The organism is Streptomyces camelliae (assembly GCF_027625935.1).
In the GTDB taxonomy this organism is placed as follows: domain Bacteria; phylum Actinomycetota; class Actinomycetes; order Streptomycetales; family Streptomycetaceae; genus Streptomyces; species Streptomyces camelliae.
Genome location: NZ_CP115300.1, coordinates 467690 through 487083, shown reverse-complemented (window position 1 = coordinate 487083; position 19394 = coordinate 467690). Strand labels below are relative to the sequence as shown.

18 protein-coding genes and 3 pseudogenes are annotated in these 19394 nt (G+C 70.0%); 12 read left to right on the top strand and 9 right to left on the bottom strand.

Annotated elements, in window-relative coordinates; all coding sequences use genetic code 11:
- The first annotated feature begins 82 nt into the window (after window positions 1–82).
- On the top strand, window positions 83–1333 hold the full coding sequence (locus tag O1G22_RS02325; protein WP_270079721.1) for a PP2C family protein-serine/threonine phosphatase: 1251 nt from the start codon (window positions 83–85) through the stop codon (window positions 1331–1333).
- A 136-nt stretch (window positions 1334–1469) separates the two neighbouring features.
- Window positions 1470–2345 (top strand): PhzF family phenazine biosynthesis protein, encoded by an 876-nt coding sequence (locus O1G22_RS02320; RefSeq protein ID WP_270079720.1) that lies wholly within the window; start codon window positions 1470–1472, stop codon window positions 2343–2345.
- Here the strand turns inward: O1G22_RS02320 and O1G22_RS02315 are convergent.
- Window positions 2338–3000 (bottom strand): DUF1963 domain-containing protein, encoded by a 663-nt coding sequence (locus O1G22_RS02315; RefSeq protein WP_270079719.1) that lies wholly within the window; start codon window positions 2998–3000, stop codon window positions 2338–2340. The two genes, O1G22_RS02320 and O1G22_RS02315, sit on opposite strands and share 8 nt — an antisense overlap.
- Before the next feature lie 202 nt (window positions 3001–3202).
- Between O1G22_RS02315 and O1G22_RS02310 the strand changes: the two genes are divergently transcribed.
- Complete coding sequence (locus O1G22_RS02310; RefSeq protein ID WP_270079718.1) at window positions 3203–4411, top strand: PP2C family protein-serine/threonine phosphatase; 1209 nt, start codon at window positions 3203–3205, stop codon at window positions 4409–4411.
- Here O1G22_RS02310 and O1G22_RS02305 read toward each other — a convergent pair.
- Window positions 4396–5109, bottom strand: coding sequence for an AAA family ATPase (locus tag O1G22_RS02305; RefSeq protein ID WP_270079717.1), 714 nt, complete (start codon window positions 5107–5109; stop codon window positions 4396–4398). The two genes, O1G22_RS02310 and O1G22_RS02305, sit on opposite strands and share 16 nt — an antisense overlap.
- A gap of 348 nt (window positions 5110–5457) precedes the next feature.
- On the opposite strand from O1G22_RS02305, the gene O1G22_RS02300 reads away from it, so the two are divergent.
- From O1G22_RS02300 to O1G22_RS02290, 3 genes are all read left to right on the top strand, one after another.
- Window positions 5458–7140, top strand: a complete 1683-nt coding sequence (locus O1G22_RS02300; protein WP_428986473.1) for a serine/threonine-protein kinase — start codon at window positions 5458–5460, stop codon at window positions 7138–7140.
- 378 nt (window positions 7141–7518) lie between these two features.
- Window positions 7519–8742 (top strand): glycoside hydrolase family 3 N-terminal domain-containing protein, encoded by a 1224-nt coding sequence (locus tag O1G22_RS02295; protein WP_270079715.1) that lies wholly within the window; start codon window positions 7519–7521, stop codon window positions 8740–8742.
- A 595-nt stretch (window positions 8743–9337) separates the two neighbouring features.
- On the top strand, window positions 9338–9952 hold the full coding sequence (locus O1G22_RS02290) for a TetR/AcrR family transcriptional regulator (RefSeq protein ID WP_270079714.1): 615 nt from the start codon (window positions 9338–9340) through the stop codon (window positions 9950–9952).
- Window positions 9953–9991: 39 nt separating this feature from the next.
- On the opposite strand, the gene O1G22_RS02285 is transcribed toward O1G22_RS02290, so the two are convergent.
- From O1G22_RS02285 to O1G22_RS02265, 5 genes and pseudogenes are all read right to left on the bottom strand, one after another.
- Window positions 9992–10219, bottom strand: a complete 228-nt coding sequence (locus O1G22_RS02285) for a hypothetical protein (RefSeq protein WP_270079713.1) — start codon at window positions 10217–10219, stop codon at window positions 9992–9994.
- A 142-nt stretch (window positions 10220–10361) separates the two neighbouring features.
- Window positions 10362–10994: pseudogene (locus O1G22_RS02280) on the bottom strand (ABC transporter substrate-binding protein); the annotation flags it as partial.
- 257 nt (window positions 10995–11251) lie between these two features.
- Window positions 11252–11893 carry a histidine phosphatase family protein gene (locus O1G22_RS02275; protein ID WP_270079712.1) on the bottom strand — a complete coding sequence of 214 codons (642 nt, stop codon included), beginning with the start codon at window positions 11891–11893 and terminating at the stop codon, window positions 11252–11254.
- Between the two features lie 51 nt (window positions 11894–11944).
- Entirely contained in the window at window positions 11945–12298 is a 354-nt protein-coding gene (locus tag O1G22_RS02270) for a DUF6002 family protein (RefSeq protein WP_270079711.1), read from the bottom strand.
- A 229-nt stretch (window positions 12299–12527) separates the two neighbouring features.
- Complete coding sequence (locus tag O1G22_RS02265; RefSeq protein WP_270079710.1) at window positions 12528–13223, bottom strand: type 1 glutamine amidotransferase domain-containing protein; 696 nt, start codon at window positions 13221–13223, stop codon at window positions 12528–12530.
- 184 nt (window positions 13224–13407) lie between these two features.
- Between O1G22_RS02265 and O1G22_RS02260 the strand changes: the two genes are divergently transcribed.
- On the top strand, window positions 13408–14355 hold the full coding sequence (locus tag O1G22_RS02260) for a LysR family transcriptional regulator (RefSeq protein ID WP_428986309.1): 948 nt from the start codon (window positions 13408–13410) through the stop codon (window positions 14353–14355).
- 63 nt (window positions 14356–14418) lie between these two features.
- Here O1G22_RS02260 and O1G22_RS02255 read toward each other — a convergent pair whose 3' ends face one another.
- Window positions 14419–15840 carry a protein kinase domain-containing protein gene (locus O1G22_RS02255; protein WP_270079709.1) on the bottom strand — a complete coding sequence of 474 codons (1422 nt, stop codon included), beginning with the start codon at window positions 15838–15840 and terminating at the stop codon, window positions 14419–14421.
- Between the two features lie 12 nt (window positions 15841–15852).
- Here O1G22_RS02255 and O1G22_RS44715 point away from each other — a divergent pair, with 12 nt between their 5' ends.
- From O1G22_RS44715 to O1G22_RS02235, 4 genes and pseudogenes are all read left to right on the top strand, one after another.
- Window positions 15853–16242 (top strand): acyl carrier protein, encoded by a 390-nt coding sequence (locus O1G22_RS44715; protein ID WP_428986308.1) that lies wholly within the window; start codon window positions 15853–15855, stop codon window positions 16240–16242.
- Window positions 16243–16830: 588 nt separating this feature from the next.
- Window positions 16831–17280, top strand: a complete 450-nt coding sequence (locus tag O1G22_RS02245) for a DUF4395 domain-containing protein (protein WP_270079708.1) — start codon at window positions 16831–16833, stop codon at window positions 17278–17280.
- A 7-nt stretch (window positions 17281–17287) separates the two neighbouring features.
- Window positions 17288–17716, top strand: coding sequence for a thioredoxin family protein (locus O1G22_RS02240; RefSeq protein ID WP_270079707.1), 429 nt, complete (start codon window positions 17288–17290; stop codon window positions 17714–17716).
- 306 nt (window positions 17717–18022) lie between these two features.
- Window positions 18023–18590 (top strand): annotated as a pseudogene (locus O1G22_RS02235) (transposase); the annotation flags it as partial.
- A 232-nt stretch (window positions 18591–18822) separates the two neighbouring features.
- On the opposite strand, the gene O1G22_RS02230 reads toward O1G22_RS02235, so the two are convergent.
- Window positions 18823–19170, bottom strand: coding sequence for a cupin domain-containing protein (locus O1G22_RS02230; protein ID WP_270086295.1), 348 nt, complete (start codon window positions 19168–19170; stop codon window positions 18823–18825).
- Between O1G22_RS02230 and O1G22_RS02225 the strand changes: the two are divergent.
- Window positions 19153–19293: pseudogene (locus O1G22_RS02225) on the top strand (helix-turn-helix domain-containing protein); the annotation flags it as partial. The gene O1G22_RS02230 and the pseudogene O1G22_RS02225 overlap by 18 nt on opposite strands.
- Window positions 19294–19394: the final 101 nt, after the last annotated feature.

Genomic DNA, 19394 nt, shown 5'->3' with positions numbered 1-19394 from the left:
GGGATGGAGCGCGGTGGGCGCAGTCGCAGGACGGCCCGTAGATTGAGGATGAGGCCGTTGGGGCGGGAAGGGAGCGCCATCGGTGGCATCGCTGGTTGATCATGCGGCCTTGTTCGCCGCGACGCCGAGCCCCTATCTGGTGCTCGGTCCGGACCTGGTCATCGTGGATGTGAACCGGGCCTATCTGGCGGTCACCGGACGCACCCGGGAGGACCTGCTCGGCAGGCATGTCTTCAACGCGTTCCCGGACAACCCCGCCGACCCGGAGGCCGACGGGGTCCGCAATCTCGGCGCTTCCCTGCACCGGGTCCTCGCCACCCGCCAGGCCGACACGATGGCGCTGCAGAAGTACGACATCCCTGTGATGGGCCGGCCAGGGGTCTTCGAGGAGCGGTGGTGGTCCCCGGTGAACACCCCTGTGCTGGGCCCGGACGGGCAGGTGGACTACATCATCCACCGGGTCGAGGACGTCACCGAGTTCGTCAAGGCGTACCAGGCCGCCCACCCCGCCGGCGTCCGGGTGGGGGAGCGGCTGGAGGAGGCGCAGGTTCTGGAGGCGGAACTGTACGCACGAGCGCGGGAGCTGCAACGCCTGAACGAGGAACTGCGGCAGGCCCACACCCGCGAACGCGAGGTCGCCGTCACCCTGCAGGAAGCCATGCTCCACGCCCCCGACCTGGCCCACCACCGCGACATCGCGGTGCGTTATCTGCCCGCCACCGGCTCCCTCAATGTCTGCGGCGACTGGTACGACGTCGTCGACATCCCGCCCGACCGGCTCGCCGTCGCCGTCGGCGACGTCATCGGCCACGGCCTGGGGGCGGCCGCCGTCATGGGCATGCTCCGCAGTGCCCTGTCCGCCGCCATCCGCGCCCTGGAACGCCCGGCCCAGGCCCTGGAGGTTCTCGGCCTGTACGCCCGGTCCGTCGAGGGCGCGCTGGGCACCACCACCTTCAAAGGGGTCATCGACACGCGCAGCCGTCTGATCACCTACAGCAGTGCGGGCCACCCGCCGCCGGTGCTCGCCCACCCCGATGGCCGCTGCGAACTGCTGGACCAGGCCACCGACCCACCGCTGGGCGCCCGTCCGCAGCACGTCCCCCGCCCGCAGGCGAGCCTGCCGTACAAGCCCGGGGACACCCTCGTGCTCTACACCGACGGGCTCATCGAGCGGCGGGGCCAGGACATCGACGCCGGCCTCGACCAACTGATCGACGTGCTCAGCGAGTTCGGCCGTCTCGGCACCGAACAGCTCGCCGACACCATCCTGGCGCGCCTGGGCGTCGCCAGCGGCGGCCGGGACGACGTCGCACTGATCGTCGTACGGCTCTGACGAGGCAGCAGGTCCCGGCCAAGTCCTCTGCCACGGCCGTCGTCAGCGTGGCCGCGAACCCAGCGCAGGCCGGGGCGCGCCCCGCCTCCGCCTGCGTTCAGGAATACCCGCGGGCGAGCTCTGTGTTGCCGCGAACATGACGACAAATGCGCCGCGGCCCGAGGTACTGCGATACACCGCCTTCTCCGACAGCCCCGATGGTGGAAACCCCGCCGGTGTGGTTCTGGACGCCACTGCCCTGGACGACAGCGACATGCTGGCCATCGCCGCTGACCTGGGGTACTCGGAGTCGGCGTTTTTGACCCCGCCGCCGCAGGGCCTCGGCGGCCAGGAGGGCCGGGCGTACACCATCCGTTACTTCAGCCCCAAGGCCGAGGTGCCGTTCTGCGGCCACGCCACCGTTGCCACCGCCATCGCGCTCGCCGAGCGGACAGGCCCCGGCGAGCTGCTGTTCGCCACACGCGCCGGCACCGTGCCGGTGGAGGTGACCGAGGAGAACGGAACCGTCACGGCCACACTCACCAGTGTCGAGCCGCACATCGAAGAGATCGCCCAGGCCGACCTGGCGGAGGCACTCGCCGCGCTCGGCTGGCCGGCCACCGACCTCGACCCGGCCTTCCCGCCTCGCATCGCGTTCGCAGGCGCCCGCCACCTCGTTCTGGCAGCCGCGACACGCGCACGTCTCGCAGATCTCGCGTACGACTTCGAGCGTCTCGAAGCTCTGATGCACCGCCTGGATCTGACCACGGTTCAGTTGGTGTGGCGTGCGTCGGCCACCGTCTTCCATGTCCGTGACCCCTTCCCTGTCGGCGGCGTCGTCGAGGACCCCGCAACCGGTGCCGCGGCCGCCGCGTTCGGCGCGTATGCCCGTGAACTCCGCCTGGTTCCCGAGGACGCCGTCCTCACCCTGCATCAGGGCGAGGACCTCGGCCGTCCTGGCGAACTCACGGTGACACTGCGCACGGGTGACTCGCGCATCCGTGTCAGCGGCACGGGAACCGGTATCAGCTGAGGCGCCGAGGGGCCTTCGGCGTCAGCAACAGTGCCCGTTCGCCTCCGCCTTGCTGAAGTGGCCGGCCGTGAAGGCCTTCACCGGGATCCGAGAAATACAGGGTTCCGGCATCGCCCCGTCCCCATCCCAGCTCCGCGTCCTGCGCGAGCTGGAGCAGGTGGACGGCGGGGCCGTCGGAATCGCGACGGGTCACCCGACCCGTAAGAGGTGTCGGGCCGGCCGAAGGCGCGATGCCGGACGGCGGTGTTCCCGTCGATGTCGCCCATCGCGGTGAGGATGAGCGATGCCGCACCCCAGTCTCGTCCGGGTCGAAGTCGACGTCGGCGTCCTCGATGTCCCAGCAGTCCGGAAGCATGGTCACCTCGGTCGCGCGCAGCGGCCGTACCGGATAGCTCCGCGCCGGTTCGGGGGCGGCTCTCTTGACTGCCCGGGTGGCGGCCGCGGGAATCACGCGGCACGCCTCGGGCCCGGACAAGTCCAGCAGGCGGTACCGCTCGTACGGCACGTCCGGAACCAGGTGGAAGAAGTTGAGCAGGCCCGGCCGCGTCGGAAGCTCGGCCGCGAGCCCGGGGGCGAGGGCGTCGGTGTCGAGGACGGCGTGCGGGGACAGCGGGACGCCGTCGATTTCGGGCCAGGCGGTGCCTGGTTCGAGCAAGGCGGGCCCGCCGAAGCGCGGGAACGTGGGCCGACCTGGGCGCTTGCTCGCCCAGGAGCGTGCCGGCCTCGATGCCTGGGCGGACCGCGATGTCCCGGCGGCCGGCCGTCCGGACCAGCTGGTTGTGCCTGAGGTGAGACAGGACGGGCGCGGTGTGAGACTGGGCCCGGAAGGGGTGATACCTGTGTCGGACCCACCGCACATGTCCTCTGGTCCCGACACCACAGTCGAGCATCGGCTGGAAGAACTGATCACCGAGGCGCAGACGGCCCTCCCAGTCGAACTGCCCGCCCTGGCGAACCGGTGCGCCTCGGTGCTCGGACTGGACACCGCGCTGATCTACCTCGTCGACCTGCAGCAAAGGCTGCTCATCCCGCTGGACGAGGCCTTGCAGCCGCTGCAGGTGGACCACTCGTCGGCAGGCTGGGCGTACCGCACCGTCTCCCCGCGGGTCGTCGACGCCGACGACGGCGTGACCGTCTGGATACCTCTGATCGACGGTGCGGAGCGGCTGGGCGTGCTGGCCGTGCGGGCCGCCTCGCTCGACGAGGTACGGATGCGTCGTGGCCGGATGCTGGGCCATCTGTTCGCCATGCTGATCACCTCCAAGCGCGCCTACAGTGATTGGCTCGCCGCCCGCACCCGTACCGTGACCATGGGGTTGCCCGCCGAGATGCTGCGGGCTTTTCTGCCACCCCACACCATCAGCAGCAAAAGGTGCGTCTCGACCGCGGTCCTGGAACCGGCGTACGACATCGCCGGCGACGCGTTCGACCACTCGGTGGTCAAGAACGTGCTGCACACCATGATCCTCGACTCCATGGGGCACGATCTGGCCTCTGGTCTGAGCACGTCGGTCGCCATGGCGGCGGCACGGAACGCCCGCCGCGGCGGTGGCGGCCTGGCCGATGTCGTCGGCGCCGTCGACCAGGCGCTCGCCCAGTGGCTGCCCGACCACTTCTGTACCGGCGTGCTGTGCCGGCTCGATGCCGAGACCGGGATCCTCCGCTGGGTCAATTGCGGTCACCCCCCGCCGCTGCTGATCCGGGGCGAGCGAGTGCTTGCCGGGGCACTGGACAGTCCCCCGCAGCCGCCGATCGGCCTGGCCGGCCCACTCGCCCCGGCGCCCCGGCAGGTCCACGAGGCGACGCTGGCACCGGGTGACTGCGTCCTGCTCTACACCGACGGTGTCGTGGAGGCTCGCGACGCGGACGGTGCGGAGTTCGGCCTCGACCGGTTCACCGACTTCATCATCCGCTCCAACGCCGCCGGCCAGCGCCCTGCCGAGGTGCTGCGGCTGCTCATCCACGCCATCCTGGATTACCAGCGCAACCAACTGCGGGACGATGTGACCATCCTGCTCTTCGAATGGCGCCCGCAGCACCGGTTGAGCCGTCATCGTCTCCCATAGCCTCGAAGCAACCTTGCTGCGGTCTGGGCGGGGGTCTCGTCCAGGGTGTAGACCGTCCGTGTCGCGACGAGTCGGGTGCCGTTGTCGTCGAGCCAGTGGGCGAGGAAGTCATGTCCGTCGATGATCCAGGATCGGCCTTTGCTCGCCATGCAGCGTCGCCGTAGGACGCTGAGTGAGGTCCCACGGTCGGGGGAGGGCAGGAGCCGGATGACGTCTGGGCAGCAACTCAGTGCCGTGCGGACCGTGGCCAGCTGCTGGTGGCCGGTGTAGCTGGTATGGCCCGCGCCCAGGGCGATGATGGCTTCGCGGTGGTCGGCGACGGCACATGCCACGGCGTGTGCTCGGGCTGGTTCCCACTCGGCTTCGGCCGCGAGACGCCCGACGGCGGCGATGCGCTCGCGGAGTCTGGCGATGCTCCATCCCACCTGCGCGTAGTACTCGTCCGCAAGGGCGTCCAGATCGATGAACGGTCTTTGCGTCCTCGCCGCGATCTCCCGGCCGAGAGTGGTTTTTCCGGTGCCGGCCGGGCCGATCAGAACCATCCATGGTGCCTCGGTGGGCGTTCGTCGGCTCACGCGGCATTCCCTCGTTTCGTTGAAGCGGTCGACGCGGACCCCGGCGAGGACCAGGATGCAGGCTTTGGCGTCCTCCATGCGGAGGTTGAGGCGGATAGCGTCGGCCCACACGTGCGCCTCCACTCACGGGTCTGCTCGTCGACGCGCTTGTCCTTCCGCCTTGTGCAGGACAGTTCGGGACGAGATGGCCGACACGTCTGCGCTGCGCGGGCCGCAGGCGCAGTTCATGGACGACGTGTATGTCGCTGTTCAGTTCGGGTGTGTGGACTGGTCGCTGCCGCGTAGTTGTTCTGGCGCGTCGTAACGCGGATGGTGCCGGGTGGGCCTCGGCTACGATCTCCGCACACGAACGATCAAGGAACTGGGGGCATGATCGGCATGGCGGCGGACGCGGCAGGGGAACGGCTGGGGGCTGAAGACCCCCGGGAGATCGCGGGATACCGGCTGCTGGCGCGCATCGGCGAGGGCGGGATGGGCACCGTCTATCTCTCCCGCACCCGTGGCGGACAGCCCGTCGCGCTGAAGGTGATCCGGCGCGAATACGGCAGCGACCCCGGCTTCCGGCGCCGCTTCGAGCGGGAAGTCAAGGCCGCCCGCCGGGTGCAGGGCTACCACGTCGTCCCGGTGATCGACCACGACATCAGCGGTGAACGGCCCTGGCTGGCATCGGTGTTCATCCCCGGACGGCCCCTTCACGAGGCTATCGCGGCACACGGCCCGCTGCCGCAGCCCGCTGTCCTTCAGCTCATCGGCTGCGCCGCGAGGGCGCTGACCGCGATCCATTCGGCCGGCATCGTGCACCGGGACCTCAAGCCCAGCAACATCCTGCTGAGCTCCCAGGGGCCGTACGTCATCGACTTCGGCATCGCCCGCGCAGCCGACGCCACCCAACTCACGATATCCGGCGGTGTCATCGGTACCCCGCAGTTCATGTCTCCGGAGCACGCCCTCGGCGAGCCAGTCGGGCCGGCTACGGACGTGTTCTCGCTCGGCCTGATCGCCGCCGTCGCTGCGACCGGCCGCCACCCCTACGGCGAAGGCGGCGCCCTCACTCTCGCCGCGCAGATCGCCAACACCGCCATGCATCCGCCCCGCCTGGACGGCTACGACGACCTGCTCCGCCCGCTCCTCGAACGCTGCCTGGCCGCCGACCCGGACCAGCGCATCGGCACCGAGGAACTGGCCGCGCTCTGCGAACAGGCCGCAGGCCGCCGTCTGAACGACTTCACCGGCTGGCTGCCCGACCCACTCGCCGCGGACCTCGTCGCCCGCGAGCAGGCTGTCCTCTCCCTGCCCCCGGAGCCGACCGTCGTCGACCGTGACGCGCAGGGGCAGAGTGCGCAGGGCCCTGGTCCGGCAAGCTTTTCGTCGGCTGATACTGCGGGTGCGCACAACGCCGGCCCGGCCGGCACCGGCACCCAAGACCCCGGCCCGGTCGGCACGGACCCGGGGGCCGCCTCGGCCGCCGGGCCGCCCCCACCGCACGGGCCCACCTTCGCCGGCGCGTCGACCGTAGCCCCACCCCCGCCGGCGTACACGCCGCGACCCCCGGCTCCGGGGCGCCGTACGCCCACCGCGCTCGTGGTTGCCGGCGCTGCCGTCGCCGTTGTCCTCGCGGCCGGGACGACATGGACGCTGACCCGCTCGGGCGGCACGCACGACACGGCGGGCGACGACAAGCACACGGTGCAGCCCGCCCACTCGTCGACCGCGCCCAGCCCCACGTCAACCGACACCACGGACTCCGGGTACACCGCCCTGTTCACCGACCGGCCCTTCGCCCTGCGCTCCCCTGGGGAGGTCGCCGTCGTCGACGCCGATCTGGACATCCCGAAGGTGCACGGCGAGGAAGAGATCACATCGGGGAACGAGATCGAACTCGTCGATGTGTCGGGCGGGCGCTGGCGTTTCAAGACCGCCTGGGGCAGGAGTGCCGGAACCACCCCCGACCAGTGTCTCGAAGGTGCCCAGGGCGACGTCCTGCCCACCGAGATCGAGGCGAAGGACCTGCGCACGACCATCCCGGTCGGCACCGTCCTGTGCACCGAGACCAGCGACGGCAACCTGGCCATGCTCAAGGTCACCGGCATCACCAAGGGCATCGGCGCGCTGCCGGACTACGCCACCAAGCTCACCCTCTGGCAGAAGCGCTAGCACCCACCCGAACGGGGCGCCCCGAGCCGTACCGACCGGTCCGGGCGCCCCATCGTCGTACCGGCCCCGTTCGTGATCGCTACCGCATGGGGTCTTACTTCGTCGACGACGCAGTGGCCGGACATCAGCGCGGCGTACTTGACCGAGCCCTTGTGCCGTCGGGCACGTGCGGCGGCGTGTCCGCGACCCCGTGGGGCGGGCACATTCTCGATGGGGGAGTCCGTCCTTGCCGCTTCGGCGCGCCTTCGCACGGCGCGCGTAGTCGGGCTGTGCGGCGTAGCGTGTAGGGCGCAGCGGACCGGCCCGCCCCGTGGTGGCCCTATCCGTGGCCGGTTGATCGCGCCGCCCGTCCCATCCCGCGAGACAGGAGCGCCATCCATGACAGCACGCCTTCGCCGACCTGGCAGGGGCCGTTCGGCGGCCCTGCGTGCCGGTGTCCCGCTCGTCACCATGATGCTGGCCGCGGTCGGCTGCGGTGGACCGGCCGTCCAGGCGCACACCGGGCACCCGGCCCGCGCCGCAGCCGACCCCGTTCCGGCCACCTCCGCCCCCACCTGTGCAGACCGGGTCTACTCCGGTATGACCCAGGCCCAGCGCACTGGACAGCTCTTCATGGGCGGGATATCCGCGACCCGCCCCAGCACCACCGACCTGCGCACACTCCGCGACAATCACGTGGGCTCCGTCATGCTGACCGGGCGCGGCAGCGCAGGCACCGAGGCGACACGCAAGCTGGTCGACGGCTTCCGCGGCCAGGCGGACACGGTCTCCGGTCGGCGAGTGGGCCTGATGGTCGCCACGGACCAGGAGGGCGGCCAGGTACAGGTGCTGAGCGGCCCCGGTTTCTCGCCCATACCAGCCGCGCTGACCCAGGGCACCTGGCCGGCGTCGACGCTGCGCGCCCGGGCCGCGGACTGGGCGGCTCAGTTGAAGGCCGCCGGAGTGGACCTGAACCTGGCCCCCGTCGCGGACGTGGTCCCGGCTGACCTGGGGACGCGCAATGGTCCCATCGGGCACCATTACCGCGAGTACGGTCACACCCCCGACACCGTCGCCGTGCACAGCGAAGCGTTCGCCGCGGGGTTCGCACAAGCCCACGTGAAGACCACGCTCAAGCACTTTCCCGGGCTGGGCCGAGTGATCGGCAACACCGACACCACCGCGAACGTCGTGGACTCCGTGACGACCGCGTCCGATGCGTACCTGACGCCCTTCCGGTCCGGGATCAAGGCCGGTTCGCCGTTCGTGATGGTCTCCCTGGCCACCTACACCAAGATCGACGCACACCACCTGGCGGCCTTCTCGCCGACGGTCATCCGCACGCTGCTGCGCACCCAGCTCGGCTTCAAGGGCGTGGTCATCTCCGACGACCTCGGACAGGCCGTCGCCGTACGGTCCTTCACACCGGCCCAGCGAGCGGTCGACTTCCTCGCGGCAGGCGGCAACCTGATCCTCACGGTGAAACCGTCCACCGTACCGGCGATGGCACAGGCGGTCAGTGCCCGGATGCAGAAGGACGCCGCGTTCCGCGCCGACGTCGCCGACAGCGTGCACCGGATCCTCGCCGCGAAGGCCGACGCGGGACTGCTCAGCTGCGGCTGAACAGCACGACACCGGCCGACTGACGCCCAACGCCCTGGTTCACGGGGGAAGTTGCCCCATATTTGACGCCTGATGGAGGGTCTGCGCACGCCGATCCCGACCATGTCATCAAGACCACGGTCGTGCGCATGACCCTGGAAGGACTCATCGCGAAGGGCGTCGCCCGGCATCTCGAACGGGGGCATTCGGTGTACTCCATCCGTTCCTGCCCTCACCCTGTGCTTAGGTCCATGGGCCGAGTCCGGTTCGGGCTGGGGTCGGTCCCCGTTCCCGGGCTGTGCCGCTAGCGTTGGCGATCAGCCACGATCACACCCGTGACGCTCCGGGCCGGGCGGGCCTGTCCGACGTGCCCGGTGCGGTGGATGGCCCGGCCCTCCTGCCATGGATGTCCCCGAGGAGAGCGATGCCCGGCAGCGGTTACACCTACCTCTGCGAGTTCGACGCGATGAGTGCCGGCCGCATGGCTCCCGGTTCGATCTGCGCACCGGGCGCCCCTCGACCCGCCGGCGGCACGTCCCCTTCCCGTCCACCAGGTGCGGATCGACGACGCACGTGGGTACACACGCGTGGCACCGCGGAGTGAGCAGTGACGCAGATGCCGGATGATCCGACCCAGGAGCGGGTCGATGCCACCCGCAACCGTGCCCGGCTGCTGGAGGCGGCGGCGCGACTGGTGGCCGACCAGGGCGCCAAGCATGTGACGATGCATGAGGTCGCGCAGGAGGCGGGGGTCGGCAAGGGCACGCTCTTCCGCCGGTTCGGCGACCGCAACGGACTGCTGCTGGCACTGATCGACGACGTCGAGGCGGAATTCCATGAGGCGTACACCTTCGGTCCTCCTCCGCTCGGACCGGGAGCACCGGCGCGAGACCGGCTGACGGCGTTCGGCTGTGCCCTGATCGAGCGCATCGCCGACGACGCCGACCTGGGTCCCGCGCTGGGACGCCAGATCCCTTGCGATCGACGCCATGCCTCGCACTACGGCCAGGCCTTTCACCGCCACGTCTCGGCGCTCCTGCGGGAGGCGGGCGTCGAGGGTGATCACGACATGCTTGCCCACGCCATGCTCGCCTTCGTGAACCTGGAGACCGTGAACTACCTGCGTGGCGACTCCCAGGTCACCACCGCGCGCCTGCGGAGCACCTGGGCGGACCTGGTACGGCGGGTGACCGGAGCCGATGCGCACGACGGCCGGACAGCCGAACCATGATGACCCGGCCTCCACGGGCCGCGCCCCGGGACACCGCCGTCACAGCGGGAAGACGCGCACGGCGCCGCTCCCGCCCATGGCCTGCGCCTCTTCGGCATCATGGGCACAGCGGTGCACGACGACGTTGCCCAGATCCCTGGACAGCTGGGTGACGAGGGTGGTCACGCCCTGCTCCCAGTCGGCCGGGGCGGCGGCCGGCTGAACGACGATCAGCTCCAGCACGTCCGCAGGATGTGTCGCCGTCCCTTCGAGGACGGCGCCACTCAACGCGAGATGGTCCGGCGCCGGGCGGAGGTGGGCTCGCGCGTGCTCGCGGACCGTGTCGATGACGCGCTCACGCAGATCGGTCAGCTGACGCAGAGCGGCCCAGGCGATGTGGCCCGTGACGACACGTACGACCTCCCCCTTAGAGCGTGTAGAGGTAGAGGACCGCATCGTCGTCGTGCGGATACGACGAGGCGATCTTTCCCTTCCACTTCGGGTCGACCAGGTCGTACGCGTTGCGCGGTGCGTCCGGGCCCACGGCTTCCGTGCCGTACAGGAAGCTGAAGGCGATCGCTCCGGTGGCCACCCATGCGCCCTGCGGGTCCTTGAAGGCGTCGTAGACCTGGGAGAAACCGGCGGGTTTGTAGTGCAGCAGCCGGCCCTGCTGCTTCCAGCGGACGAAGTCCTGCAGGGTCTGCAGTTGTACGACGTCGGGGACGAGGGTGCCGGTGGCGAACTGGTTGTCGACGCGGACGTCGTGGTACTTGCTGTAGTCGACGATCAGCGTCAGATCGATGCCCGGGAAGCGGGCCTTGAACGCGGCCTTCGTCCCGTCCTGCTGGGTCGGGGTGTCGCCGCCGGCGTACACGACGAGCTTTCCGCCCTCCGCGAGAGCGGCCCGGTACAGCTCGTCGAGCGTCCGGGTCTCCTCGGGAGAGGCCGAGTGCCGGGATCCGGCGGCCGAGGCAGGGACCGCCGAGGCACCAAACGCACCGGCGCCGAGGGCGGCGCCGGCACCGGCGGCAAGGAGGTGTCGTCTGCTGGGAAGGCTGGGCATGCGAGGGGAGACCTCTCTGACGGGGGATGGCGGACAAGGCCCCGGCGCCCTGGGCCGTCGTCATATTGCCGCTGCCCGGTCAGGCTTCGCGTCGTCCCGTCGGAGAGGCAAGACCGGCGGGCGATGGAAGCCGCGTTCAACCGTTCGGTTGAATGGCCCCCGCCGGTCCGGAGCGGCCGGGACCGGCAGATCGGGCAGCAAGGAGCGCCGGCCCTGGTGCAGGAGCGAGGGGGACGGGCGGAGGGGACAAGTAGAAGTCAGCCGGCCGCGGCGGAGTCGAGATGGCGGGTGTCACCGAGGCTGACGACTTGGCGGTTGTGAAAGAAGTCGTCCTCGCACAGCGTGGTGATGCTGCCTGAAGGCGCCCGGAAACTGGCGTAACCGACCGCCTCGATCGGCATCCTGATCCAGGACGCCACGACGAATGTCAAGGAGCCGCCGTGCGTCACGATGATCTGGTGTGCACACGGACGCAGCAGGATCTCGTCCAGGGCTGCGTAGATGCGCCGCACCCACGCAGCCTTGGTCTCGGCACCCTCCACACCTTCGTCGTGTTCCAGCCGCTCCCCGACAGCCGGCGGCGGGACGAACCGCTGGTCCAGCCACTCCTGCGGCCTTCCCTCCGCCTCTCCGTAGGACTTCTCCCGCAGCCTGCGATCCAGGATCGGCTGCACGCCGAACAGCTCAGCAACCTCCATGGCAGTTCGCCGGGTGCGCCGCAGATCCGAGGAGAACAGCTCCACTTCGGCGCCGTCCGGCACCTGGGTCCGCAGTGCCTGGGCAATGGAGGCTGCCGCGCGGATGCCGGCCGGCGTCAGCTCTGCATCGTGCCATCCGCCGACGACTTCCTCGACGTGGTGTGTCGCCTGTGGATGGGTGACGACGTAAAGAGTGCGCATGAATTGCGTGCTCCTGCCTGTAAGTGGTCTCCGGCTTGATTCAGTCCGCAACTATGGAGGAGACGACTCGGCAACACGATCAAACGGGCCGGCTTTTCCTGTCCCCCGACGCTTCATCGTGGTTCCGGTCATCGCCATCACCAACGACCACTCCCGCAGCCTGCAGGGGTCTGCGGACAGTGCCAGGTAGGCGTCGGAGAGGAGGGCACGCACCTGCCCGTAGCGCGTGATGCACTCCTGGAGCGAGACGACGATCCCGCCTCCGCCCTGAGCGGCGATGACCGGATCCATCCGGGCCGAGGTGACGGGCCGCCGGGTGTAGAGGGTCGGGTCCAGGTGCTCGTCGGGGTCGTAGGTGGTCGCCGGGAAGTGCGGAAAGCCTGGCTTTGTACGTCCTTTGCTCAACACCCTTCGGGCCGTCATCCCGCAGCCGGCCGACCACCATCGGTCGTAGAGAAACGCGGATCACCTGAGATGGCGGGATGGGGCTGTCACACCGGCGCCTCCCGCTCACGGCGAGCGGGAGGCGGAGACTGATCCCTGGTCGTGGGCCGGGCATCGCGTCCATTGGACGCTCTCACCCGGCCTTTCCCACACGCTGTAGGTGGCCCGGTGGCTGCTGGCCTCGGCCGGTTCAGCCCAGCTTCTTCAGCAGCTCGGCGGCGAGCGGGGCGGAGGAGGAGGGGTTCTGCCCGGTGACCAGGTTGCGGTCGATGACCACGTGCGGCGCCCACGGCTCGCCGACCTGGACGTCGACGCCGGCCTCTTCGAGTCGCGTCTGGAGCAGCCACTTGGCCTTGTCGGCGAAGCCGGCCTGGGTTTCCTCGGCGTTGGTGAACGCGGCGACCTGGTACCCGGCGAAGGCATTGGATCCGTCGGCCTTGGTCGCCGCCAGGAGCGCAGCCGGGGCGTGGCAGACGACACCCAGAGGCTTGCCGGAGGCGAGGGTGTCGGTGAGGATCTTGCCCGAGGTGGCGTTGACGGCGAGGTCCTCCATCGGGCCGTGGCCGCCGGGGTAGAAGACGGCCTCGTAGTCGTCGAGGTGCACGTCCTCCAGTCTGATCGGGGTCTGGATCTCCGCCATGGACGCAAGGGCAGCGGCGATCTTGTCGGAGCCCTCCTGGCCGCCGTTGACCTCGGGGGCGAGGCTGCCCTTGTCGACGGTGGGGACGACGCCGCCCGGGGTGGCGACGACGATCTCGTGGCCGGCGGCCTTGAACGCCTCGTACGGGGACACGGCTTCCTCGGCCCAGAAGCCGGTGGGGTGCTTGGTGCCGTCGGCCAGCGTCCAGTGGTCGACGCCGGTCATCACGAAAAGGATCTTCGACATGGTGCATCCTTCGGGGGAGAGAGCCTGACTTCGCCGCCTCACTGAGGCTCTGGGCACAGATCGTCAGCGTGGCGACGCTCTTGAACGTAGGACGCCGGATCATTTGTTTCCAATGAAGACCCCTATGGCTGCCATTGGAACCTCTATGGGTGAGGATGTCATGGACGATCGCTAGATTCTCCATGTGAGCGATAGGAACTCTCATATCAAGAGCCCGGCTCCGCGCCCGGCCCCTGCTCCGCACCAACCCGATCTGAACCTGCTGCGCACGTTCCTCGCCGTGTACAGGTCGGGCTCGTTCACCGGCGCCGCTCAGCTGCTGGGGCTTTCTCAGCCCACGGTGACGACGCAGATGCGCACCTTGGAGCGGCAGACGGGGCGGGAGTTGTTCGAGCGGCTGCCGCGCGGGGTCGCGCCGACGGTGGTGGCGGACGAACTCGCGGCACGGGTCGCCCCGGGGCTCGACATGCTCGCCGCGGTCACCGGTCCGGACGCGATGGCGGGCCGGACGCCGGATCCGGTGCACATCGCGGGTCCCGCCGAGTTCCTGTGCACCGTCGTACTGCCGGCGCTGGCACCGCTGGTGGCCGACGGACTGCGGCTGCGGGTGGCGAGCGGGCTGACCGACGCGCTGCTCGACGAACTGCGGGCCGGCCGCCACGACCTGGTGATCTCCACGATCCGGCCCCGGGGCCGTACGCTGTCCGCGGTCCCCCTGGCGGACGAGGAGTTCGTCCTGGTGGCGGCACCCTCGTGGGCCGAACGGCTGAAGGAGCCGCTCGCCGTCGAGGGCCCCTCGGTCCTGCACCCGGTCCCGCTGATCACGTACGCGGAAGACCTCCCCATCGCTCGCCGCTATTGGCGACACGTCTTCGGCCGCAGGCTCTCCTGCCCCGCCGCCGTCACAGTGCCGGACCTGCGCGGCGTGAAGGCCGCCGTCGTGGCCGGCGCGGGCTTCACCGTGCTGCCCCGCTATCTGTGCACCGAGGAACTGGCCTCGGGCACCCTCGTACCGTTGTATGAACCCGACGACCCGCCGATCAACACCGGGTACCTGGTGCAGCGGCCGGGCGTCCCCGACAACCCCGACGTGAACCGGGTCCGCGACCACCTGCTGCACACGGCCCGTTAGAGATCGTTCTGCCGCACGCCTCCGATGTCGTCATGGCGGCGTCATGCCGGCGGATGACCCCCTTCAGCGCTGCCCTGTCCCGGCCCGGCGCCGCACGAGAGCGACAGCCTCCCACGACACGGTGGCAACGGCCACCAGCGACAGCAACAGATAGAAGACGAAGAGCTTGTGCAGGTCGTCGAGGAAGTACCAGATCGACGCGGTGGCAGTGAACCAGAAGGCGACCAGTGAGCCGACACCCCGGTGCCGGCTGCGCACCGCGCTGACGAGGCAGCAGCCGGCGGCGAGTGCGAGCAGGGCGGCGATGCCGACGTACGAGCTGTCCCACCCTATGTCGGCGCGCCGCACTTCGGAGTTGACCGCCACTGCCTCGGCCACCGGCCCCCAGCCCACCGCGCACGACAGGCGTGTCGACCACGGCAGCGCCACCACGCCCAAAACGCCGGCCGCGATGGCGACCCGGCCGAAGTGAGCGGTGTCCACCAGTTGGCCATGTGCGCACAGCAGCGACAGCAGGCATCCGAGCAGAGCCAGAGCGCTGTCGGCGGAGGGGCGGAGCGAGATACGGAACGTGTCCCGGAGAGTGGTTCGGTTGCCGGATCGCGTCGCCGAGAGCCCGGGCGTGGTGGCCTGGGCTGTCGGCATGGCGGCCTGTGTCAGGGCTTCGGCGAGGGCTGCGCGCATCTGCCCGGCATCGGCGAACCGCTCCTCCGGGTCCTTGCCCAGGGCGCGCAGGATCACCGCCTCCACCGCCGGTGGTATCTGCGGTCTCAGCCGGGAGACGGGCTCGGGTTCGGCGAACAGGTGTTGATGCATGACGGCGAAGGGCGATTCGCCACGGAACGGGGGCCGCCCGGTCAGCAGTTCGTGCAGCAGACACCCCATCGCGTACAGATCGGCCCGATGGTCGATCTCCGCCCCGTTGATCTGCTCGGGGGAAAGGTAGGCGGGAGTGCCGATCGCCGCACCGCTACCGGTGATGCGGGTGGCGGTCTCGGTGAACGCCTTGGCGATGCCGAAGTCGAGGACCTTCACGGTGTCGGGTCCGGTGAGCATGATGTTCGAGGGCTTGATGTCCCTGTGCACGATGCCGCGTTCGTGGCTGTGCTGCAGTGCGTCCAGGACCGCGCAGGCCGCGTTGATCGCTTCGGCGACGGGGAGCGGGCCGCCGCGCAGCGCCTCGGCGAGGGTGGCGCCCTGTACGTACTCCATGACCAGATAGGGCCGCGGGCCGTCGGGGTGCGGCTCCTCGCCGACGTCGTGGATGGTGGCCACTGCCGGATGGTTCAGCGCGGCGGCCGCGTGAGCCTCACGCCGGAAGCGGGCTCGCGACTGCGGATCGTGGGCCAGCTGCGAGGAGAGCAGCTTGACTGCGACGGTGCGGCGCAGCTGCCGGTCCACCCCCCGATGGACCGTTCCCATGCCGCCCTGCCCGAGCTTCTCGACCAGCTCGTACCGGCCGCTGAGGACCATATCCCGCCCCACTGAACGCCTCCTGTGAATCAGAACCCCGGCGCAGCTTACGGCGCGACCTGGACGGGCCGATCGCCGACGCCCCACCCTGGCGCGTCGCAGAGCAGGCCAGGTGCCCGTGCTCAAGACAGGGACTGGACGCGTCGCCCAGATCATCGTCATCACCGAGTCGCTGCAGTCGGCCGCTCGCGGAGACCACCCCGCACTCGTCCCAACAAGTTTCAGATACCGGCGGACCACATCGCCGAAGACGCGACGTCGGCCGATATCGGGCCGGACTCCCTGGCATTCGTCGAGCTCGCCCTCATCCTGGAGAAGAACCTCGACATCAAGATCAGCGACGAAGAACTGACAGATGCGCCGAGCCTCCATGGCATAGCGCCCCTGATGAAAGAGCGGAGCGCTATGGCCTGATGTCCGTATCCGAGGCAGCTGTCCCGTGCCTCGGACTGGTCACACCGGCCGGATTGACGAGACGCCGTCCTGGCCGGAAACTCGGCCAGCCGCCTGAGGCGTCCAAGGAGGCGTGGAAGAGCGCCGGAAGGGGTGTCTGCCCAGCTCATCGGCCTGTTGCGGGAGTTGGTGCGGCACACGGAGGGCCGGAACGTGCAGCCGTCGGCCTGCGTGATCGACACACAAAGCGTGAAGACCTCCACCAGCGCCCCTGCCGCGAGTCAGGGCACAGATGCGGACAAGAACGTTTCCACAATGAGGTTCGGAGCGTCGGCCCACACCGCCGGCGGGTACGGCACCGGGTCGTCCGCGTGCAGTTGTGCGGCGGCGTGGGGAAGGCCGGCCGCAACGCCTGGGGGCGGCCCGCGTGTCCGGCAGATGAGCAGTGATTGACCGTGGCGTGGCTGGCTGCTGCAATTGGCCGCATGTTCTCCGCAACGATCCTGGTGATCAGGGCGCACATCGACTTCGGTCGGGTGTGGTCCGCGGCGTGTCGCTGACCGCGCGCCCGCTTCGCCAGGATCCGTTCGTATCGTCCCGGAGTTCGCCATGCCCGACCCCACCCCCGGTGTGCCCGTCCGCGTCGACCCGCGTGGGCCGCGCTTTGCCGCCATGCTCACGACCCTTGTCCTGCTTCTGGTCCTGGTCACCGGCAGCGGCCTGCTGCTCGCGGCGCAGGCCGTCGTCTTCGCCCTTGGCGCGGTTGTGGGACTGCGCTGGTCCCCGTACGGCTGGCTCTACCGGCGGCTGGTGCGTCCCCGCCTCGGGCCGCCGCAAGAACTTGAGGACGAGCGGCCTCCACGGTTCGCGCAGGCGGTCGGCCTGGGCTTCGCGGTCGTCGGGGCGGCGGGTTACCTGTCCGGTGCCACCTGGCTCGGCATCGCCGCGAGTGCGGCGGCGCTCGCGGCGGCCTTTCTGAACGCGGCCTTCGGCTACTGCCTGGGCTGCGAGCTCTACCTGCTCGCGGTCCGCAGCCGGGCCCGGCTGAGCCAGGGGTGAGGTGGCCGTGAACGATCCGACCGCGCTGATCGTGGCCGCCGTCGTGCTGGTGGCCGCGACCGTCTTCGGGCTGGTCCGTGGCCGTCGTGACGGCAGGCTGCGCGACGGCGGCCGGGGCGACGCGCTGCGGTTGTCCTCCGGTGAGCTGGGTGCGGCACTCGGCGAGCGGGCGACGTTGGTGCAGTTCTCGACGGCCCTCTGCTCGACCTGCCCCGGCACCCGGCGTCTGCTGGCCGGCGTGGCCGCCCAGACGCCCGGCGTGCGCCATGTGGAGATCGACGCTGAGACGCGGCTCGACCTGGTCCGCCGCGTTGAGGTGATGCGCACGCCGACGGTGCTCGTGCTCGACCGCGCCGGTCGGGTCGTGCGGCGCGCCTCAGGGGCGCCGACGCGGGCCGACGTGGTGTCAGCGGTGGAGCTGGCCACGGCGGACTGAAAGACCATCTCGTTTTCCGGGGTTCCGCAGATGCGATGCGGCCTTGAGCGCCGCGGAAGGGCCGGGGCCTGCGTCGCCGAGGTCGGCCTGCACGGCTCTCTCTGGGGCCCCCGACCGTTGGCCGCGGAGTGTCTCGGAAGCCGACACGCGGTGGCCTGATTTCTCACTGCCGGTACGGGTGGTGGCCGTCGCCCCCTGAACAGGCACCGTCGTCAGGCAAGGCCAAAGCCTGTGTTCTTCAACCCGCCCGTCAGTATCGACTCAGTCCGCATCGACTCCTGCCCCGGAGAACGGCGGACCAGCCGAGGGTGGTGGCCGGCGCAGGCGCTGTCTGTCCATGAGCATGCGGTGGGTCTGTGGACGAAGGATGTGTGGCCGCACACGCCGGTGGTGCGGGTGAGGGGCCGTTGCTGGCGCCGCTGGTCGATCGCCGCCCTGTGCTGCTACAAGCCAGGCGAGACGTCCCGGCTGATCTGCCGGCCGGTGCCGCCACCGTAAGCACAAGGGCAAGAGACGCGACACCTTGGCCTGGAGCGCCTACCGCGACCTGGTCGTCCGCGCCCACATCCAGCTCCAGGCTTCCATGGTGCTGATCTGGGACAATCTCAACACCCACCGCGCCGCCGGGATGCGTGAGTACGCGGCCGCACACGACTGGCTGACCGTCGTCCAACTGCCTTCATATGCGGCGGACTTGAACACGGTCGAGGGCGTCCGGTGGTCGCTGTTACGGCGTGGCCCACTGGCCGGCACCGCCTTCACCGACGGCGAACACCTCGAACCCACCCTCCGCCGGGGCCTACGCCACATCCAGCTCCGCCCCGACCTGATCGGCGGCTGCCTGACAGGTACCGGACTCATACTCACTCAGCTGCCGACAACAACCCGAAGAAATCACCAGGTCCTGGATCGTCTTCGGCGGCGACGACTCCTTGATGAGCGTCCTGCTCGCCGAGGCGAAGTACTTCAGGGACGTGGCGACGATGGGGCTGTTGCAGAGGTTCAGACTCGGGACCGCCCCGGCACCTGCCAAGCCCCTCGTGGGCGCGCTGCGGCCGGGGCGCGGTTCCCGAACTGCCTGGAGGAGGCGGTCCGCGGGACAGGCCTCAGCCCTCCGGGTAGAAGAGGAACAGCGTGCAGCCGGTGGTGGTTGAGGGCACATGCCACGAGCCGGCCGGGGCGTGCAAGAACGTGCCGGCAGGGTAGTCGCGTGCTCCGTCGTTGAAGGTGCCGGCAACCACATAGACCTCCTCCGGGCCGGGCTCGTGGACGTCGCGGCGTGGCCAGGACGTGCCCGCCTCCATCTCCAGCACGTTGGCGTGCGCGCCGGCCGGTCCCCGCCACAGGGGACGCAGCCGGATCCCGGGGAACAACTCACGGACCGGGGATTCGTCGACAGAGACGGAGGTGTAACCCTCCTGCGCAAGGATCTCGGGGTGCTGGAGGAGACGGATCTGCCGGTCGAGGCGATCGCGACCCGCGTCGGCCTCACCTCTGCGGTCAACCTGCGCCGCCGCTTCCGCGCCCAGACAGGCACGACCCCGGGCGCCTACCGGCGAGCGTTCCGGGTCCCATGATTCGCCGGACCGGCCCTACGGCAGGCTGACGCCGAGCGTGGGACGTCGTCGCTTTGTTCACGGGTAGCGGGTTCCGGCACAGATCTTGGGGGCCGCCGCAG